Origin of the sequence: Mesomycoplasma ovipneumoniae (assembly GCF_038095975.1) — a bacterium.
Classification (GTDB): Bacteria; Bacillota_I; Bacilli_A; order Mycoplasmatales; family Metamycoplasmataceae; genus Mesomycoplasma; species Mesomycoplasma ovipneumoniae_C.
On record NZ_CP146003.1, the window covers coordinates 759,015 to 781,321 of the forward strand.

Sequence of the window (22,307 nt, forward strand, 5' to 3'; positions counted from 1 at the left end):
ATTTTGTGTTTTAAGGTAAATCTGTTTTGATAAAATTTATCATAAGGGACTAAAATATGAAAAAAAAGCAAAAACAATTATCCCCATTTGAGTTAGAAATTGAAAAATTTGCTAAAAAATACGTTGATTCTGAAGAATACAAAAAAGAAGATTCTCGCAACAAAATTTCGGTTATATTTGAAGCTTTTGCTCAGGAACTATCAAAGGTAGAATTAAACCAACATTTAGACTATGAAAAAAGCAGCCAAAGCAAAAATTTAGGTCATATCGAAGAGCAAGTAATTTCGCTTTTTGCATCAGGGTTACCATATCAAAATATTGCTAACGCAATAAAAATTATCTATGAAAAAGAAGTAAGTATCGCTTGAATTTCCTCAGTTATTGACAAAGTATTACCTGAAATTGAAAAGTGAAAATCGCAAAAAATTGAGAATTTCTATCCAATTTTGTACATCGATGGGATGTTTTTTGATGTTAAAGAAAACGGTGTTTTTGTCAAAAAATCAGTTTATGTTATTCTTGCAATTGATTGGCAGGGCTATAAAAAAGCACTAGGATTTTGGATTAAAAATAGCGAATCAGCAAATAATTGACTTGATGTTTTTAGCGAACTAAAAGCTCGCGGGCTGGAAGATGTTCTAATAATTCCTTGCGATAATCTAAGCGGAATTAGTCAAGCAATTAAAGCGGTTTTCCCGCAAACAGATATTCAAAAATGTGTTGTTCAGCAAGTTAGAAACTCGCTTTTAAAAGTTTCTTACAAGGACAAAAAAGACTTTGCCTCTGATATGAGAAGTATTTATCAAGCCATTAATCAAGAATCTGCAATGCAAAATCTTGATGAATTTGCGAAAAAATGAGGCCAAAAATATCCTTCAATTATCAAGTCTTGGCATGAATATTTCGCTGAATTAACGACATTTTTTAAATATCCAAACGAATTAAGGCAATCAATTTATACGACAAATCCAATTAAATCAGTGATTAAATTAATTAAGCAAAATACAGAAACAAATGGCGAAATTCAAAGTGTTGATTCCCTTTCAAAAATAACTTATTTAACGCTCCAAAACGTATCTAAAAAATGACAAAAACAGGTAGGAAATTGAGACATAATTAAAAAACAATTAGAAATTACTTTCCCTAATCGATTAAATAATGTAAAATTAAATTAGATTTCTATTTGAAAAATCCATAAAAATTTGAAACACAAAATTATGAATACTCCCTAAATTTTGTTGCTTAATCATAAAAAAACCTCGTTTTTACGAGGCTTTTTTATGATTAAAATTTGTGATTAGACATATTCAGATCTAAATTTTTCAAAAAGTTTATTATATTCTTCTTCAGTTTGAGGTGTGTTAAATAAAACAAAACCTTTAAAGGTGATACCGGTTTCAGATCTTGGAAGTGGTAGTTTGTCTATAGCTTCTTGGATTTTTGATTTTGTGGTTCCAAAAGTAAAACCTTTTTCAAAATTCATCTTTGCACCAGTTGGTATTTCGCGACTTCAGGTAAATCTCGGTTTTTTAGCATCATCAGATTCAGTAGAATAAAATTTCATGTTAATAATGGATTTGCCATCTTTTTTTTGAACATCCACGCCTAAAATAATAGTGGATTCAGAATTATTAAGAAAATCTTGAAAATCTGAGTGAGGATTTTCTGGTTGGTATGCCACTCCAATATTCATACGTTCATCAGTGTGAACTATAATTGTACCATTATATGTTGTTTGAAATCCCTCTTTATTGAGATTAAAAGCTTTAGACGGCGGTTTAGGGACAAAATCAGCGCCAATTTCAAAAACATCGTCCAAAAAGCGATTTTTTTCAATAACTAAGTTAAAATCATTTGCTTGTTCACCTGTTTTTAGTAAAAAATATTGGAGAAAATCTGTCTTGGGCATTTTACTTGGTTTAAAAGCATAAAGGAAAGAAGTACCCTCTTCTAATTTTAGATCGGTGTTGCTGTTTGCAGCTTTGTCCAAGGAAATCCCGCCTTCAGCTAGATAAATACCTTGTTCTTGTTCATTAATATGAACTTTTTCTTTTGATTTATCTGAAGGAGCCGGATTTATTTTAAATCTAAAATTTGGATTATTAACGGCTGAAATTGATTTTACAACTTGCTGTTTTTGACCATCTTCTAAAGATTCCTCTTCTGTTTCAACATTAGTTTTTCAATCTAAAAATAGGTGTGTTTTTACGCTATCAGAGAAAGATTTATAAAGTTTATTATCTTGATTTACATCATCAATTTCAACTGTTAAATTTCTTTCAATTCCATTAGGGGTTTTAATTTTAAGATTTATTTCATAAGTCTCATCTTGATGATTTGCAGAAATAGAGACAGAAGTACCTTCAGGAAAATCGAATTTTTCTAGGTTTTCAAAAAGTTTTCTTAGGTAATCACCTAATAAAGATTGTTGACTTGGAGAAGTAGTTGTATTAGGAGTTGGAGCTGTATCTGGACTTGGCGAAGGAGCTGATTCTGGAGCTGTAGGAGTTGAATCTGTGCTCGAGGGAGTCGAACTTGATTCTGATGTTTCTTGGAATAAGGTCGCTAAAGCGCTAACATTTGCAGGAACAGCCGTAGAAGTAACTGAACCTTCAGTGGTCTGATCAGCAGTGTCATCAGTGCTTGAAGTTATTGGAGTTTGATTAACTTTATTACTTTTTGTTGCAAAAAAATTAAGAGCCTCGAAAAAAGGGGCTAGTTGGGTTGTTATATTTTTTATATCGTAAGGTTTATTTAAAAAAGGTTGGATTTTATCATCAATTGTCGAAGCAAAAACTGTAATTGGCAAGTCTTTCTTGATTTCAAAGCTTAAATTGTCAATATTTTCTGATCCTTGTTTGTCAAAACTCTCAATTGCATTTATAAAATGTGCACCATAAATTTCTTCGTTTGTATCAAATTCTAGTTCAAAATTGAAAGTATAAGTGTTATCTTCGCCAAGTTTTAGACCTAAAGGAAGCAAGGTTCCATCACTAAAATTACCTTCAATATTTAGTCCAACATTGACAATATTAGAATTTTTAGGATCATTTTTGTTTTCTTTTACTGAAAAAGTGACACTTTTTGGGCTAAAATTAGGTATTAAATCTTTAATTTCTTCTAGAAATTTATCGTTTTCACTTGCATTTTCAGTTGAACTTGAACTTGAATTTGAAGTAAATCAAGAACTAAACTGCTCAAGATTTAAACTTTGAGGATTTTGAGTAAAATATTCTGCTACGCTAAGATTGTTTTGTGCTAAATGTTTCGAAATAGTTGAGTTAAATTTATAATTTTTCTTAAAAATTTTTAAAAATTCAGAAGATTTTTTTTGGTCATTCTTTTTAGGGACATCAACAAAGTTAAGTGTTAATTTGCTACTTTTTTGTGTTTTTTTATCAAATAAAGTTAATGCTAAATCAATTTTATTATTAACATCGTCAATATTTGTGAACATTAATTTTTCATCTTGTAAATCAGGTTTTATTTCAAAATTGGAAGGAAAAACAAAAACCGGTTCAGAATTTATACTAAAGGAAATTCCGCCAAATTTAGAAAATGTTGCAAATAATGCTGAACTTGAATTTTTTAGTTCTTTAAAATTTTCCTTAAATTCATTATAAAACAAAATAGCAATTTCAGTTGCGGTTTTTCCTTCTAAAAAATCTTGATTTAGAAGACTAATTGATGCACTCAAATTTTGGGCTGAAAAATTCAAGGTTTTATCATGATCTGAAAAATCTAAGTCAAAACTTGCTGTATAATTTATGCTTTTACTTGAATTTGAAATATTAACAGCAAGATTTTTTATTTTATTTGACTCAATTTTTACTTCTGATTGACTTCTAGGAACAACCAATCTGAAATTTAGGCCTGGATATTTTTGACTAATTTCACTAAAGTCAATTGCATTATTTAAGTCAAAATTGTATGCCTTATCAAAATGCAAATTTAGTGCATCAGAAGCACTTAATTTTTTAGCAAATTTTGACTTAAGTTTTAAATTAGCAACTAGGCTGTCAAATTCGGTCGTGTTAAATTCTGAATTAACATTTAGATTTGTAGCATTAGCTAATTTCTCGTCAAATTCCGATAATTTTGAATTATAATTTTTTGACTGTAAGGAGATTAGATACGGAACACTGGCAGAAACACTAACGACCGCGCTAACTCCAATAATTGCAAAAATTATATGATTTAATTTAATCTTTTTCATGATAATTTCCTTTATAATTTTCCTATTTTAACAATAGAGAAGTTGTATGCTCCATGATAATAACGCGGATAGGTTGACTTGAGAAATTTTTAGGATTATTTTTATCATAAAGGTATAAAAATAAATTATGTTGAATCCGGTTTCCAGTGTTAGGAATTTTCTCAAGTACACCGGTAATATCAGTGTCGGTAGTAGTTTGTGTTGCTGTTGTGTCTGTTTCAGTCTGTTTTGGTTTTTTTATTACATAAAAGCCTAAATCTATATCTTTGTGTTCAAAGGTTAAATAACTAGTAAAAGGTAGTTTTTCTACTTCTTTATCAACAGATACTGGCTCGTTTTCCTTTGATTTTGAGATAGCGAGATTGATTTGAGTTTTAACAATCTCAAAATCTTCTTTAGTTAAGAAAACTATTTGTGAATTTGGTGAAAAAGTTGAGGCAATTTCATCTAATTTATCAACTTGGTCGCTTAAAAGTTTATTCTCAGAATTGATTTTTAGTTCAATTTCTGATTTTTTTGTTTGATAAATAACGCTAACTAGATCACCATTTTTATCAACTGGACCAATATTGTATCAATATTTTACTTTTAAATTTTGGTCATTTGATTTTTCTAAAGCATCAACATTTGCTAAATTAGGCTCCAGACTAAATTGAATTTTATAATTAAAATCTTTACCAAAATTACCAGTAAAAAGTTTTTGACTCTTTTGTTTTGAATAAGCTAATGAATAAAAAGCTGCAAGAAAATCGGTAAGATTTTCAATATTATTTTTACCATCTGTGCTTGAAAAATTAGGTTGAGTGCTTTGATTTGATTGTAATTCGATCTGTTTTATAAAATATTCAGGACTAAAAGATGAATTTGTTTTCATCAAATTAAGCGTATTTTCAAGCTCATCACTAATATAAAAGCCATTTTCAAGAGGTTTATTTAAATCTAAAAAGCCATAGTTAAATGAAAAAAGTCAAACTTTTAGCTCACCTTCTTCATCAATTTGACCACGCGGTTGTTTTGTAGGCTTAATTTTAATTTCACTTAATTTTTTAAATAATTCATTAGTATTAGAATTTTCCGGCCAGTTTGATCCAGATTCTATTAATCCAAAATGTTTAAGATAATCAAACCAATATTTTGCAACAAAACTAACGTCTTGTTTTGATAAAAATGACAAAAATTGTGAAATTTTCTCATCACTATTAAAGTAATTAGAATAAATTGATGTTATCCCTTTAGAGGCTGCATCATCGACATTTGAGTTCTTAATTAAATCTTCAACAGTTGGTAAATTATAACTATCAATCATTGATTTTAGTTGAGTTTCGTCAAATCTAAAACCATAATAACGAGAATTTTGAAGAACTTTCTTTAATTTATCGAAATTATTTGACTCAATTAGCGCTAATAATTCGTCTTTTGGAATTCCTATTGGATTTGTTGGCACTTGGGTTTTTGGTTCAATAACCAAACCGCTTTTGTCAACTAATGCTGCAAAATCAGGGTCATTTTGAGCTAATATTTCAAAATTTTTAATACTTTGAGAAAATCTTTTTGTAGCAACAATTTTATCATTTCTTTTATCTTTTATAACAATATCACCATTAATTTGGGCTACAACATTGTTATCTTTAAAATCTAAATTAACTTGTTCAGTATCTAATTTTATTTGAACATCTAAAAATTTTGAAATTTGGTTAAAATCTAAATTTGCTAGTTTATTTTCGAATCTAATTTTTGATATTAGTGGTGTTTTTACCATTTTTTCAATAAGTGAATTAAGAAAATCGGCGCGATTTTCTTTGGTTGCAAAAATTTCATTATTATAATAATTTAGAAAATCTCACCCTGTAATTAAAGTTGAATTATTTTGACTAAAATTATCTATTGCAAAATAATCACTATCAGAAAATTCGCTTAAAACAATGTCATCACTAATTGAATTATCAAGGAAAGAATTACTTAAATTGAGCTGAGTTGTAAGGAAAAATTTGGAATTCTTATTAATATCAGCGGCAATTTCCTTTGAAAAATCAGAAGAAAACTGGGCAACAAAGGTTAATTTATAAACCCCAGGAGTTGCTGTTTTTACTAAATATCGATCAGTTATAATTTGATCTTTTACCAAATTTATATCATAGCGAGGTTTTTGAATACCACTTTCAGACTCAAAGTAAAAGCTTTTATTGCTAAAAATTTGCGAAATTGTCTCATCAAGGTTAAAATATTTACTAATAATTTCTCTAGCTTCATTCTCATTTTTTGCGGTATTAACTTCTTTTTGGAAATCTTCAACTGAAATTAGCCTTGTTAATTCTTTTTTAAATGAAAAATTAACCTCACTATCTGTGTAAGGTCTTAATTTCTTGAGCTGGTCTTCTGAGTAAGTTGAAAAATTAGAAAGTGAATAATCTGGAACATAATTATAAGCAACTTTTTGTTTAAATAAGTCAGAAATTGCTGTTTTATTATCATCTAATTTTTGTGAAACTCGCCAAAAAACTTCAAATGTTTGCTCATTATCATCAGGTTTGATATCAAAAATTTCTAGTTTGAAAGGTTTTCAATTATGATCGGTTGAAAAATTAACGGGAATGCTAGAGTTATTTGTCTGGTAAAAATCAAAAAAATCTGTTAAATCAATGTCAGTTTTTTTGGTGTTATCGTCGTTCAAAAGTTTCTTTTTTAGATCTAAATAGTCTGAATTAGCATTTAAATATTTATCCTTTATACTAATGAAAGAAATTGATTTTGCTTGGTTTTGCACATCAATTCGTGGGTTTTTTAGTTCTAAATTTGCAAAAACAACTAGCGGAACGGCAATAATTGCTCCACCAGCAATAGTGCTTAGCCCTAAAAGAAAAATATTTTTTTTAGTTAGTAGTTTTTTAGTGATTGTACTTTTCGTCACCTTTCCTCCTATTTATTCTATAAAAAATTTTAACAAAAAAAAAAAAAAAGGAAAGAAATTCCCAAAATAAGTGAATAAAGAAACTTTTTTGTAATAAAATTTTTTTAAATTTTTAAAATAATTACTTTTATCATAGGAAAGAATTTGTGAGCAAAGTCCTTAAAAGTGCAAAACACTAACCAACAAAAGTCTTGATTAATTAGGGATCTTGATTTTTATACGATAATTATAAAATAAGTTTTAAAGGACGAATTCATCCAGAATTAACTAAAAAATGAATTACTTATTACACAAAATTAACTATAAATCAAACAAAACTTATCTTGTTCTAGTTGGATTTTCATAATTTTCAGGATAAGTTCCGTCATGAATTTGTTGTAAAACTTGGTCTCTTAATTTAGGTTGGCCGGTATCTTTAAAAAATCGATTACCTTCTAAATTATAATAAATCATTGTTAGCATATCATTTAATTTTACGTTCGAAGTTGTATACCAATTTGTTCCACCTAATCAACTTTTGGATTCAACAGGATTACCTATTATATTATCGATGAAATTTTTATAATCGGTATCTTTTGTATTGTTTTTATTAGATTGTTCACCACTTTGTAGTGATGCACGGATTACTTCAGATGCAGTATAGGAAGACAAAAAACCACCGTAAAATGCTGAGGATCGAACTCAAGATCATTGCTGAGAAATTCTTGATTCGTATGTATAAAAAAGAAGGATTAGGACTAATCTATAAAGAAATCTTCCTTTTGGAGTGCTCTTAAAATTTTGAATTGATATTTTTGTCTTTGCGCTTTCAGAATACCATATTTTGTGAAATAACTTAGAAATTGCGTCTAATTGAGAATCTTTTCCCCCGGATCCATTATTTCCACCTGACCCACCAGATCCACCATTTCCGCCTGACCCACCATTTCCGCCAGATCCAAAAACTTCCTTTAATGAAATTCCGGTGTATTTTATTGTATTTAATTCATTTAGAATTGGAGAGTTATTATTTTTATTTGCAGAATCTCATTTTGGTGATGTGAGGAAAAGTGTATCAAAAAACTCGGCAAACAACTGTGTCGATATTTTTTGACCTTTTGGTGTATTTATTGATAAATTTGTCTCATTTATCAAGTTTTGGGTTTCTGTCTGCGAAGTTTCTTGGGTAGAATCGCCAATTTTTGGTTCAATTTTGACAACTAAATCAAGATTGAGAACTTTTGAAAGGTCTAATTTATTAAATAAGGTTTCAAAAAAACTTTTTGCTTGTTGGCTAGTATCTGATTTTTTAATTTCATCAACAATTTGATCCAGAATGCCAGAAATAAGGGGATTTTCAAGACCTAAACCAATAAATTCTCTTAAAAATTTTTTTAGCGTTTCTCTTGGATTTTCAATTGTAAAACCAGAATAATCCTTATTATCTAAATTTAGCTTTAAATATGAAGCAATTACGTCAATCACTAAATTAGAAAATTTATCATTTTTTACTAAAAAATGTACCACGTATCATAAATATGATTTTAAAAACTCACTATTATTTTGTACTTCAGATTGGTCCTGACTTTGGTTGTTTTGGGTTGATGGTTTATCATTTAAAAAATTAGCCAAAAGTGAAGAGAAAGTTTTTACACCTTTAAAAACCATTGGATTTTTATTTATATAGCTCAAAAGTCTAAAAATTAAAGCTTTGTTTGCAGAATCTGGTAAAAATTCCAACAACAATTCTTTGAGTAATGGCTCAATTTCCTGTCTTTTTTCTTCTGACAAATTGCTAAACAATGAAAAACTACTTACATCACCAATAGCTAAGGAATTAATTTTATCTTTAAAAAACTTAGATTGGAAAATTTTAGTTATAACTTTTCAAAGATCATTTTTTTCAGAGTCTTGAATTTTATTATAAACTGATGCAACTTGTTTAATAAGTTCAACAATAAATTCTTCGTTTGCAATTTCAGATTCTAAAAGCAAATTTAAATCTGAAGCTGAAAAATCACCGCTAGTGAACTTGCCTAAAATTGAAATAAACTTTGTAAGTAATGCATTATCTTTTGTATAATTTGGCTCGGATTTGGGCGAGATTATTTCGCTAGAAGCTGTTGGTGATGTAGAATTTTGGGCAACATTAGGTTCTGTATCACTAAAAAGTTGAGTTTTTGCTAGTTCTTCAGAAAAATCCTGACTTACATTAACGGTGGTTGCTTCGGGAATCAAAAGTTGCTTTGGATCAATTTCATTCTTGTAAAAATTATCAATGTTGTTCTGTATTATTTCCTTGACTAATTTAAAAAGTGGCTGGAATTCAGTTTTTTCGAATTTAGTTTCAAATATTTTTCCCGCTAGTTCACCAAAATTATCAATTAAAGTGTCATTTTTTTCATCTAATTTAACAATAAAATCACCAATAATTTTATTAAAATATTGTTTTTCAAATAATGTTTTAATAAGTGAAAAATTATCTAAAGGTTTTTGGATTTTTGCTTTTGCAACTATTTTAAAGTAGGAATTAAATAAATCTTTTAGTTCTGGTGATTTTAAAAATCAATCAAAAATTGGAAGAATATTGTCAAGATAGTCTTTCGGAACATTTTTTAGACCAGCACGAATTTGTTCAGAAATTGGGGTGCTACTAATAATTTCAGAAATCAAAGTTGAAATACTATCTTGTGTAATTTTCCCTTGATTTTCTCTATTATCTAAAGTATTTGTTTGCTCTGTTGAATAATAATTATTTGCAATATCGACACTAAAGCTGTCAAATAAAGTTTCAAGAACCGGTTTTTTAGGGGTAGAATTACCCGAAATTGCATCAAATATGATTGAAATTAATGCTTTTATTATTAATGGCGAATGAGTTTTTGTTTGATCATTAAAATCTAAAGTTGAATCTTTCAATTTTGAAAAAATATCACGAACTAAATCTAAAATTGTCTGAACTGAATTATCTGACAATTTTAAGTTGTACTCTTGCAAAATTATTTTTAAAAATTCAGAAATTGAATTTCAAGTTGAAGAATCTCCTAAAAAAAGTCTAAAAACCTCCTCAATTAGCGAAGTGTTTTCTTTGATAAAATTTTCAACTAGTGAATTAAAGTTTGGGTATAATACAAATTTCTTTTCGTCAAAAAAGTACTTAATAAGTTCAGAAAGTAATTTGTCAACTTGCTCTGATTCAAAAAAGTTTGTTAAAATGCTTAAAAGCGAATTTTGGATTTTAGGCTTGCTAAAAAAACTATTTTGGTTTAATTTTTCAAGAAGTTGTTTGTGTAAAAATGATTGTCCAAAAAGATTTTTGAAAAATGAAACTAAATTGCCATCTGGGATTTTAGTTTTAAAATCAAGACTTGCAAGATTTTTTAAAAGTTTGTAAATTGTTTCTTGACTAAAAAAATTATTTAAAAAGTATGATGAAAAATTTTGAAAGGATAATGTTTCATCAAGTGAAGCCATTTTGTGAGAATATTGTGCAATTTCAATTGCTTTTTGTTGTTTTTGGACCTCTTCAAAACGCAATTTTGCTGAATTATATTCGTCAAAATTTTCTTTAGTAAAAGCTTTAAAATTGTCTAAGGCTGCCTTTACAAAGGTAAAAATTAAATTATCAGTTGGGCTTGTATTGTCTTCTTTTCAAAGTAGATATTTATCTCGAAAATCTTGAAAAATTAGTTTAATTATTGATGTAAAAGTCTCGATTGATTTTTCATTTAATCCTTGTGAGCTTAATGAATTTGAAATTAAACTACTAAGATTGGTTAAAAATTCGCCATTTTCTACATTTTTGGCGATAAATTCGTAAATATTTTCCTCAAGTTTTGGCAAATTATTAGCTAAAAACTGAAAACCAAAACGATTTAAGTTGTCAATTTGCTGATATATGCTTTTATTTACTAAAAAATCATCAATGGCTTGATTTACAATGTCAGCCAGTGGTTTAAATGAATTTGAAGACAAAAAATCTTTAGCCGAATCTAAAAAGAATGAAAAACTGACAAAATTAGGGTTTGAATCATCAATAAAATTAGTTATGTCAAATTTTGTTAAAACTGGGTAGAATTTAGTGAGTAATTTTTTTAGTGAATCAATTTGGTTTTTACTCAAATCAAAACTTAGTAGTTCGTGAAATAAATCAAGTAAATTTTTGGAATCTTTAAAAAAAGATGAATAATTTGTATAAATTTGCTCTGAAAAAATTGAGGCAATATTTTCAGCGATATCAGTAGTTTTGATTCCTTTAATTACACCTAAGAAATTTTTTGCTGCTTGATCATTTAGTTTAGCCCAAACATTAGTGCGAACAACAACATCGGCAATTGAAACTAAAAGATTAACAATCGCACTCTGATCTGCCTCGTTCAAATTAAACTCAAAATTATCGTTAATAATTGACACTAATAATTTAACAGATCCATGATGTTTTAGTGTTTCAGAGATAAAATTGCGAATAAAAATAACATTATCATTGTCATTTTCAGGATTTTCTAAATAAGTGCGAATTATTTCGTGAAAATTCTGTGAATTTTTATATTCGCTTGATCGATTATGGTAGTCAGTAATTATTTTAGAAAATAATTTTCTTATTGAGTCAAAAGTAAAGACAACTTTTAAGTCTTCTTTATTTTTAAGGTCAATTTTGATAATGTTATTTATTAGCAAATCTTGGACTATTGTTTGGCCAAAAATGGATGAAAAAATTAATTCTTTAATTTTTTCAGGATTTTTATCGGCAAATTCAGAAGTTACAACAGTATTTAAAACATCAATTACTTGTTTTTCGTCAAAATCAGCAAAAATATAATTAACAAGGCCAGAAATTGTTGCTTTTTCTCAGTTTTTCTTGTCAATTACATCTTGAACATAAGTCTGAAAACGGTTAATAATTTTGCTAAAAAAGCCACTTGAGTAAATTTTTTGCAAAATTTCGGAAAAAGAAGCGCCTGATTTTTGGTTTTCTTGCCAAAAATCAGTTAAGATTTTTTGCACGCTTGAATTATTTTGAACGGCTAACTGCATAAAACGGCTTAAAAATGCGCCAAAATTATTATTTAGTATAACGTTTACAAAATTTTCTATCGGCGAGTCCTGAGGTTTTTTAACTTTTTGAGTGGTTAACTCTTCAATTTCAGAATTTTCTGAAATAAATTTTTCAGGTGAATTGTCGACCGTTAAAGCCCTCAAAATTTCTGAATTTTGACCTAAATTTAGAATTCGACGGTAATAATTAGCGTCTTTTTGGACATAATTTTCATCTCAGTTTAATTTAGTATTTGCTTCTTTTTTGAATTCTAGGTTTTGTTCAAAAGCTAATTTAAACAACAAATCCTGGGCCATTTTTTTATAACCCTTAGTTGATGGGTGTATATCTAGGTCATTTGTGCTGAATTCAGAGGTTTTATTTTGTCAAATTGATTCATTGTATAAATCAACATAATTTACTTTTTGGTTTTTTGCGGCTTTTTTGATTGTTGAATTCAAACGTTTTATTACTGAATCAGCATAATTTTCCGGAACACCAATTTCGTTAGTGAGCATTTTTTCAAAAAATTTAATGATTTTTGAAGATAAAGAATTATAGCCAACTAAAACTATTTGTAAATCAGGATTGATTTCTCGCAAACGTTGAATTAGTAATTGTAAATTTCTATAAATTTTTTGGTTTGCAATTTCAATATTTTGAGCAAATTCAAAATTTGCCTCACCTTTTGAAGCAAGTTTTTGCATCGGCTTAGCAATTGTGCGAAAATCAATGGATTCCATTAAATCATTTGCACCTAATGAAAGAGTCAGCAAATTAGAATCTTTGATTTTTTTATATAATTTTGGATAGCTATTTGAATTAAAATCACCAAAAACTTCACGAATCTGCTGTCCATATGGTGAGTCTAATTTTTTGTCTAAATGATAATTAAAATTAAAATGCGTCTTATCTGAATGTTTATAGAATTGATTTTCGGGATTAAGTAAGTAAAGTCAATCGCTAATTGTTGTTCAAGAAAGCGCTAAATTATCAAAGGATTTAAGTGCATTTGGTTTTATTTTTTGAATGAAACTGGCAAAAAAAGCTGGATATGAAAGTCCATTAATTTTGTTGTTTTCATCAATTTTTCCGCGGAGGTCAACAGAATAATCTCAATTAAAACCAGCAGAAATTGAATCACCTATTGATAAATAGTTAATTTCGTCTAAAAGTTTTTCAGTTTGCTGGTCTGAATGGGTTATTGGTATATTGATGTGCTCGGTTTTATCGCGATTTTTTATTCCAATCAAAGTAATTCCAGAAATGGCCAGAGATAAAGTGCCAAAACTTAAAAATATTTTGAATGCCTTAGTAAAATCAGGTTTGGAGATATTTTTTTTCATCATTTTACCCCACTTCTTTTTGTTATTCCAGATTTTTTTAATACAAATCGATTAGATTGGTCCAATTAGATAAGGAGCAAACTAGAAAAATTAAATTAAATTATACACTAAATTAACATAAAAAATCAGATAATTATCTTTTTTCTATATTTTATTTTAAATTGGGCTGTTATTTCTTTATAATTTGTTAATTTTTTTCAGAAAGATCCTTAATTTCTATTTCTTTTTTTGGTTTGCTCAAGATTTGTTTTTGCCACGGGGCTTGTCAAATTTTTTGCACATTTTACAAAGTTTTTTTTGTCAATTTCTTATTGAATTATTGTCATATAGACGTTTAAATTTGACTAAATTTGTCTAAAAAATGCAAAATTGGGATTTTTAAGTCTTTAGATTTAGCAATTTTGATGTATTTAGTTTTTTAACCCTTAATTTATATTATTTTATTTTGACACATCGTTTTTTGAATGGTCTGAAATTAATATATTAATTCATCAAATATTTTTAATTATTATTTGATATGAAAAAACTCCGCGGTTAACGGAGTTTTTTCATATGGTGGAGGTGCGGGGATTCGAACCCCGATCCAATTAAAATAATTTAGTGGAGTCGACAGTTTAAACTAAAAAATCTAATTATAAAGGTATAAAAATATAATAATTTATAAAAAAGAATAAGAATTAAAGAATAAGTTAATAAAAAGAATAAGAATTAAAGAATAAGAATTAATAAATCAAAGGAGTTAAATAGTCCTGTATTTTAAAATGTATTCGAAAACCAAAAACAAATATTTACTAATTATTTTAGTATTTACAGGGAAAACTTAATATATTGAATTAAGGAAGATATATTATGTTATTTATATTATCGAAATAAAAAACTGATAGGTTTTATTATGAATTAAAGTGTTGCAAAATTTAATTGGGTATTCATCATTGCGTAATTAAATGTTGCATAGTCTTTAGCTTTAATTGAATCTTTTGCGTTTAGATTTACATGGTATTATGGTCTACCAAACCACTGCATCCAAAAAATTTTTTTAATTGTCAAAACCAGAGTCACCCCCATTTATGTTATACCTATTTCAAAGTATTTATAGAAATAGGTATAACACATTATAACATATTTTTTAATTACTATATAAAAAAAAAAAAAAAATATTTTAACTACATGGATTCAAAATTGATACTAACTAATATGTTTTTAGATTATAAATTGGGGTTATTTTTATTAATTTTGTCAATTTTTTCGGTTATTTTAGTAATTTTAAATGCATCAATTTTTTGTGTTAAATTATTTAAATAGGTTTCGACAATTTTATTAAGGTTCTCTTGAATTTCGCCAGCATCTTTGATAATTCTTTCTGCTAATGATCTACTTCTTTCTGCTTTAGTGTTAATTTTGTTTATTGATGCTTTTAGTGTTTTTTCTTTTCATTCATCAAACTTTTGAATGATTTTACTTGTTTCTTCAAGACTTTGACTTTGAATCTCTAATTTATTTTCTTTTAGAATTATTGATTTTAAAAGCATTAAAAGTGCTAAATAAAAATGCGGACGGCAAATGAAAATTTTTTCATAATTAGGGGCAACATCAATTGTAAAATATTTCTCAGGCTCGAGTTCTGTTACTAAAATTGCATAACTAGCTTTTTTCTTTATACGGTCTGCCTCAATTTTTTTGAAAAAATCTTTGTTTTTTTGTTTTCCAGATTTTTCTTTTGATTCAGATTTTGCTTCTAAAATGATTTTTGTTTCAACATTGCGACTTTGATCATTAATTGTAAAAATAAAGTCGGATTTTGTTGCTTTTTCTCCTGGTTCATCCTTAATATTTACAGTATCTTTTTTTAGTTCAACAACAACTGAATCATTGTCATCTTTACCAAAAGGGAAAACGTCTCTATACCTTTCTAAAATTCAGTTTTCAAGATTTTCTCCTATTTGTTTTGAACTAATATTTTTATATTTATATTTATTTAATTCATCATTTAGGTCGTTTATTTCGGTATCTTTTGCCTTAAGGGAGTCTTCATATCATGTTTTTGCATCAGCAATTCTTTTTTCTTGTTCTTCAGTTATTTCTTTTCGCAATTGTTCTCGCAATTGTTTCTCAGTATCTTGCTTAAATTGCTCATTTACTTTAGATTGAGCAAGTGAAAGATCTGCTTCCTTTTTCTTAATAATGTTATCCTGGTTTTCTTCCATACCTTTAATTTTTTCTTGCAATTGTTTAATTGTCCCTTCCATTTCAGCAATTGCAACTTCTTTTTGAGTAATTTCTTCCGAATGTTTTAAACTTAAGTCTGCTTTTACCTTATCATTTTGGCCTTTTAATTTTCCAATTTCCTCTCTAAGATTTTTATTTTCCTCTTTTATTTTTTTAATTTCAAGATCATTTGCATAAATATCGTTGCGGATTTGGACAGTATATTCACTTAATTTCTTTTTTGTTTGATCGTCTATATAATTTTGAACTTCACTTACAAGGGAAAATCAATCACCTTTTTTGGCATCCTCTAGAAGTTGGTATGTTAGTGTTTCTTTATTAATTAATTTGACTTTTATTTCATTGTTTTTCTTTATTTCCATAACAAATTAATTTTAACACATATTTAAAAATAGGCAAATTTTACAAATTGAATAAAAAAATTAAAAATGTGGTATAATTAAATTTTAGTTAATTTAAGAACGACCTTAAATTAAAATAGTCAAACTAATTATCTTGAAATGAAAATTAAAAAGAAATCAAAAGAAATTCACTTTGCTGAATGGGATCAAATATTAGATTTAACTCAAAGTCAAAAAAATAATATTTTTTCAAATTTTGATTTTGATGATAAAATAAGTTTTGACTTTCACGGTTTAGACACTCAAAAAACAGTAGCAATTGTTGAAAATTTAATGTTTGAATTTAGAAAATCCAATAAAAAATGTATAAATCTAATTTGTGGCGTTGGTTTAGGACATGTTCGTGAGCAAATTTTGGATAATTTATCATTTTATTCTAACGAATTTCTAATTGGATTTGAAAATCAAGGTCTAATTCGTGTTTGCAAAAAGTAAATTTTAGAAAAAACTAAAATTTTGTTAAAATTTGTTTTTATTTAAATTCAAATGAAGTCAATCCAATTTTTAGTCTAACGGTTGGACTAAAAATTGTTGTTAGTTTGAAAATCATTTTTATAATAAATAATTCATTTTTATAAATTTAGAATTTATTATCTTTTAAAAAATATAATATTTGATAATTATGACAGGAAAAATATGTCACTAACTACTAACCCAACGCGTTTTTTTGGTCTTGGCGGAATGCAAGAAATCGGCAAATCAACCCTTGTAATTGAAGATAATTATGATATTGTAATTATTGATGCTGGTATTAAATTTGCTAACCTTTTTTCAACAGGAATCAAAGGAATGGTTCCAAATTACCAATATCTTTTAAAAAATCAAGCAAAAATTCGCGGTATTTTTATCACCCACGGCCACGAAGATCATATCGGCGGAATTGTCTACCTTGTTCAAGAAGTTCCAATTAAAAAAATTTTTGCCCCAAAAATTGCAATTGAATATTTAAAAGCCAAATTTGTTGACCATAAAATTAAAAGGGAAATTGAGTTTGTTGAAATAAAAAAGGACGATGTCTATCATTTTCAAAGTTTTAAAGTTGACTTTTGAACAGCTCAGCACTCAATTCCTGATGCCTTTGGTGTTCGGGTAACTTCAAGACATGGTTCAATTATGTGTACTGGCGATTTCAGGTTTGACTATACACCAATTGGAAATTACACAGATTTTGATAAACTAAAACAAATCGGGAAAAATAATCTGACAGTACTTTTTTCAGATTCAACTAATGCAATGCGGCCAAACCATTCTCCCTCTGAACGGGACATTCTTGCTGATATTGAAATGCATATGCGTGCTGCAAGTCGAAAAATTATTATTACGGCATTTGCATCAAACTTAACAAGAATTAAGGCACTAATTGAAATTGGAATTAAATTAGATAAGAAAATTCTTGTCTTTGGAAGATCAATGGTAAATGGGATTAATATTGGTCGGCGTTCTGGCTATATTAATGCTCCTGATGAGGCTTTTCTTGGTAAAAATTTATCAGGTGTTGAAGAAAATCAGATGCTAATTTTAACAACTGGATCCCAAGGTGAACAACTAGCTGCTCTTGACCGAATGTCAAATAAAAAACACCCTAAAATCAGTATTGAACCGCGTGATATGGTCATTTTTTCTTCATCGCCAATTCCGGGAAACAAAATTAAAATTGAGCATTTGATTAATCGACTTTATAAATTAGGGGCAATTATTAAAGAAAACGGGCCTGATGGTTATCTTCATACTTCAGGACATGCTTATAAATCTGAGCATGAAAAAATTTTCCAACTGACAAAACCAAAATATTTTTTCCCGTATCATGGCGAATACCGAATGGCGCTTGCTCACTCTCAGACAGCAATTGAATCTGGAGTCAGTCCAAAAAATGTGATAATCCCGGATAATGGTGAAGTTTTTGAAATTGTTAACCAAGAAGTTCGCAAAACCAAGAGAAAAATTCCGTGTGAGCCTATTTATATTGATGGAGATACAATTTCCCGTGATAATTCGCGGATTATAAATGAACGTCAATGCATGCGTGAAAACGGTGTTGTTTTTATTTTTGTTCCTTTTGATAAAAAAAATAATGAAATTAAAGGTAGAATTTCGATTATTACAAAAGGTGTCTTTTCTATTCGAACAGGAAGTCCAATTATTGCTGATATTAGGCGAATTAGCTATTCATCAATTCGCTTTTTTGTGCAAAAAGATCCAAACTGATCAATGCCTCAAGTAAAGCAACTTTTAAAAAATAGATTGGGTGCATATTTCCATCGGTCAAAACGTTGAAATCCGGTTATTTTGTCAAAATTTATTTTTGTTGACGAAAAATTTGATTTTTTAGCAAACTATGAACAAAAAGAGGCAGAAAAATTTGTTGACTATAAAGCAGACCAGACAAAATTGGCAAGCCCAGTTGACAAAAAAGTCGCAAAACCAAGTCCAAATAATAAGTCATCAAGCACAAATTCACAAAAAAGTGGCAACTCAAGCGAAAAAACAGCTGTTAAGCCGAATAATTCAAGCAAAAAAAATCTAAATTATTATAATATCCCAAAAAGCACAGATGAAAAATTAAGCAAACCAAGTCAAAAAAATATTCCAAATAAAATAACAAAAAAATCATTAAATTCGCAAAATATTGTAAAAAATGAGGCTCAGACTAACTTAAATCAGGAAAAAACTTTTGCTAATGGCGAGTCTTCTCAAAATAAAAAAACACGGATTATAAGAAAAAAACCTGATTATTTGACAGCAAATTCAGCCAATTCTGGAGACAATTTAAACACAAAAAATATTCAGCCAAAATTTAGAAAAAATCAAAATACAGCGAATTCTAAACAATTTTTTGCAAAAAATATAAAAGAAAATCCTGTTGCTTTTTCAAAAAATACTGATAGTGATAATTTTGAAAACTTAAATTATAATAATAAAAAATTTAATAAAAACAGTAAAAATTTAAATCAAAATTTTGTTAAAAAGCAAACTGTACGCTTTAACAACACTAAAATGTGCCCGGTTTTTTACCCTAAAAGCCCTGATTCTACCCAAGCAACTTTTCATAAAAAGCCACTAGCAATCAAAAAAAATTATAAAAGCCAAAATTTGAATGATAAAATTGGCAAACCTGAAAATTCAAAACCTAAACAAACAACAGAAAGCAATTAAGAAATGTTAAAAAATAAAGACACGCATAATTTTATTTACATCAAAGGTGCAAGCGAGAACAATTTAAAGAATTTTGACCTTGTAATTCCTAAAAATAAATTAGTTGTCTTTACTGGGGTTTCAGGATCAGGAAAGTCATCTTTAGCCTTTAATACAATTTATGAAGAAGGAAAACGGCGTTATATTGACTCTTTGAGTTCATATGCACGACAATTTTTAGGCGGAACTAAAAAACCAAAAGTTGAAGCTATTTACGGACTTTTGCCAACAATTTCTGTTGAGCAAAAAACAAGTCATAACAATCCCCGTTCAACTGTTGGAACAATTACCGAAATTTATGACTATTTTCGGCTTTTATTTGCTAAAATCGGTAAGCCTTTTTGCCCTAATCATAAGGCTGAAATTGTTCCGCAAAAAATTGTCAACATTTTAAATTCAATTTTGTCGCGGCCAAAAGGAACTAAAATTGTGATTATGGCGCCTGTTGTTCAATCTGAGCGCGGATCGCACCGAAATTTAATTGAAAATCTTAAAAATCAAGGTTTTTTGCGACTTAAAATTAATGATGTTACATATTATCTTGCAGATGAAATTAACCTTGATCCAAAACAAAGACACACAATTTCTGTTATTATTGATAGATTTATTCTTGATGATGATGAAGAAACTAGACTTCAATCTTCACTTGAACTGGCTTTTCAAATGGGAAAAGGAATTGCACTTTGCGAGTTTGATGATTCTGAAGTAGTTAGATTTTCAAAATTACAGGCTTGTCCTTTAGGTGATTTTGAAATGCCCAGTCTAGAAAATCGACTTTTTTCATTCAATTCACCTTATGGAATGTGTAAAACTTGTAAAGGATTAGGGACAAATTTAGAGGCTGATTTTGATCTTGTTGTTCCTGATAAAAATTTGTCTATTAATCAAGGTGCCATAAAATACTTTGGAAAATCGATAAATACAAAATCACTAGAATGGCAAGAGTTGCAAATTTTGCTTGAGTATTTTGAAATTTCACCTGATAAAAAAATCCACGAACTTACTAAAAAAGAGCTTGAAATTATCAATTATGGCTCAAAAGAATCAATAAATTACTCCTTAGTTTCCGAAAGTGGAAAAAGATATGATTATTTTCGCCCAATTGAAGGTATTTTAAGTCGAATTCAGCGTAAATTTTGGGACACAACAAGCGAAGATCTTCGTCTTTGATTTAAAAAAATGATGTCTGAATTTTTGTGCAGCGCGTGTCAAGGAGCTAGACTAAATAATTATGCTCTTGCGGTAAAAATTGAAAATTATAATATTTTTGAATTATCACAGCTGTCTATTAAAAATCTAATTGAGTTTTTTAAGAACTTAAATTTATCTGATTTTGATCAACAAGTTTCTAAATTAATTCTTTCAGAAATTCGCGATCGGCTTTCTTTTTTAGATAATGTTGGACTTTCATATTTGAATTTAAGCAGGTCAGCGGCAACACTTTCTGGAGGAGAATCGCAAAGAATTCGGCTTGCAAGTCAAGTAGGATCGCAATTAACTGGGGTACTTTATGTTCTTGACGAACCTTCAATTGGATTACATCAAAAAGATAATGACAGATTAATTACAACTTTGAAAAAAATGGTTGAAATTGGTAATAGTTTAATAGTTGTAGAGCATGATCTTGAGACTATTTTAGCTGCTGACTATTTAGTTGATATAGGTGCTAATGCTGGTGAAAACGGTGGATATTTAGTTGCTGTCGGAAAACTTGAGGACATTGAAAACGAACCAAAATCAATTACAGGGCAATTTTTAACTAATAAATTAGCAATTCCAGTTCCTAAAAAACGTCGCAGTGGCAATGGTAAATTTATAATTATCGAAAAAGCAAGAGAAAATAATTTAAAAAAAATCAGTATAAACATTCCTTTAGGTAAATTTGTTGTTATAACAGGGGTATCAGGTTCAGGTAAATCAACATTGGTCAATCAAATTTTGGTTAATGGGATTGCAAAACACCTTGGTGCGACAAATATTCGTGTTGGAAAATGTGATGAAATTAGGGGACTTTTTAATATTGACAAACTAGTTGCTGTCAATCAAAGTCCAATTGGAAGGACACCTCGCTCAAATCCAGCAACATATACATCTGTTTTTGATGATATTCGCGAGATTTTCGCAAACACCGAGCAAGCAAGATCGCTTGGATTTTCTAAGTCAAAATTCTCTTTTAACTTGCAATCCGGAAGATGCGACAAATGTCAAGGCGATGGGCAAATAAAAATTGAAATGCATTTTATGCCCGATATATATGTTTTATGTGATAACTGTCAAGGAAAAAGGTATAAACCTGATGTTCTGCAAATTCGTTTTCACGGTAAAACTATCGCAGATATTCTCGAATTAACAGTCTCAGCAGCACTTGAGTTTTTTAGTAACTGGCCAAAAATTGTAACAAAATTGCAAACTTTAGTTGACGTTGGTCTTGGATATATAAAATTAGGTCAGTCAGCCACAACACTTTCAGGCGGCGAGGCTCAAAGAATTAAATTAGCGACATTTTTACAAAAAAAACCAACAGGAAAGTCACTTTTTGTTCTTGATGAGCCAACAACAGGGCTACATAATTATGACGTTGCAAATTTAATTAAAGTACTTGATAGAATAGTGGATAATGGCGATAGCGTCGTGATTATAGAGCACAACTTGGATGTAATTAAAGTTGCAGATTATATTATTGACCTAGGTCCTGAAGGCGGACAAGAGGGAGGAAATATCGTTGCAAAAGGAACTCCGGAGGCTGTTGCAAAGGTAGAAAAATCCTACACTGGCGCTTATTTGAAAAAGATTTTAAACGTTAAATAAGCCCCTTAATAGAAAAACCACCAAAAAGTATTTTGGTGGTACAGTTTTTTGCTTTAACTACAACTGCAAAGTCAGAGAAGTTCATTTGAGCGGTTTGAACATAACCAAAGCATACCATACCTAAAAAGGTAGCTCAAAGGTAATTATACATTATTTTTAAAATTTAAAAAATAATTTTTTTTTTTTTTTTAGAGCA

General features: G+C 28.6%; 8 protein-coding genes. 4 read left to right on the forward strand and 4 right to left on the reverse strand.

From position 1 onward, the window contains the following. Positions 1–56 precede the first annotated feature (56 nt). Positions 57–1,175, forward strand: coding sequence for an IS256 family transposase (locus tag V3255_RS02660; RefSeq protein WP_333503586.1), 1,119 nt, complete (start codon positions 57–59; stop codon positions 1,173–1,175). Between the two features lie 122 nt (positions 1,176–1,297). Here the strand turns inward: V3255_RS02660 and V3255_RS02665 are convergent, their stop codons facing one another. The 4 genes from V3255_RS02665 to V3255_RS02680 all read right to left on the reverse strand — a co-directional run bounded on the left by V3255_RS02665 (position 1,298) and on the right by V3255_RS02680 (position 16,072). After that, positions 1,298–4,216, reverse strand: coding sequence for a P110/LppT family adhesin N-terminal domain (locus V3255_RS02665; RefSeq protein WP_333503587.1), 2,919 nt, complete (start codon positions 4,214–4,216; stop codon positions 1,298–1,300). A 22-nt stretch (positions 4,217–4,238) separates the two neighbouring features. Continuing rightward, positions 4,239–7,124 carry a P97 family adhesin gene (locus tag V3255_RS02670; RefSeq protein ID WP_341516232.1) on the reverse strand — a complete coding sequence of 962 codons (2,886 nt, stop codon included), beginning with the start codon at positions 7,122–7,124 and terminating at the stop codon, positions 4,239–4,241. 318 nt (positions 7,125–7,442) lie between these two features. Further along, on the reverse strand, positions 7,443–13,484 hold the full coding sequence (locus V3255_RS02675) for an SGNH/GDSL hydrolase family protein (protein ID WP_341516233.1): 6,042 nt from the start codon (positions 13,482–13,484) through the stop codon (positions 7,443–7,445). Between the two features lie 1,205 nt (positions 13,485–14,689). Then, positions 14,690–16,072: a DUF2130 domain-containing protein gene (locus V3255_RS02680; RefSeq protein ID WP_258824901.1), complete on the reverse strand. Its 1,383-nt coding sequence runs from the start codon at positions 16,070–16,072 to the stop codon at positions 14,690–14,692. A gap of 138 nt (positions 16,073–16,210) precedes the next feature. Between V3255_RS02680 and V3255_RS02685 the strand changes: the two genes are divergently transcribed. From V3255_RS02685 to uvrA, 3 genes are all read left to right on the forward strand, one after another. After that, a complete protein-coding gene (locus V3255_RS02685; protein WP_258824900.1) occupies positions 16,211–16,546 on the forward strand; it encodes a hypothetical protein in 336 nt (111 codons plus the stop codon). 201 nt (positions 16,547–16,747) lie between these two features. Next, positions 16,748–19,264 carry an RNase J family beta-CASP ribonuclease gene (locus V3255_RS02690; protein WP_333503591.1) on the forward strand — a complete coding sequence of 839 codons (2,517 nt, stop codon included), beginning with the start codon at positions 16,748–16,750 and terminating at the stop codon, positions 19,262–19,264. Between the two features lie 3 nt (positions 19,265–19,267). Then, positions 19,268–22,111: an excinuclease ABC subunit UvrA gene (uvrA, locus tag V3255_RS02695; RefSeq protein WP_333503592.1), complete on the forward strand. Its 2,844-nt coding sequence runs from the start codon at positions 19,268–19,270 to the stop codon at positions 22,109–22,111. Positions 22,112–22,307 lie beyond the last annotated feature (196 nt).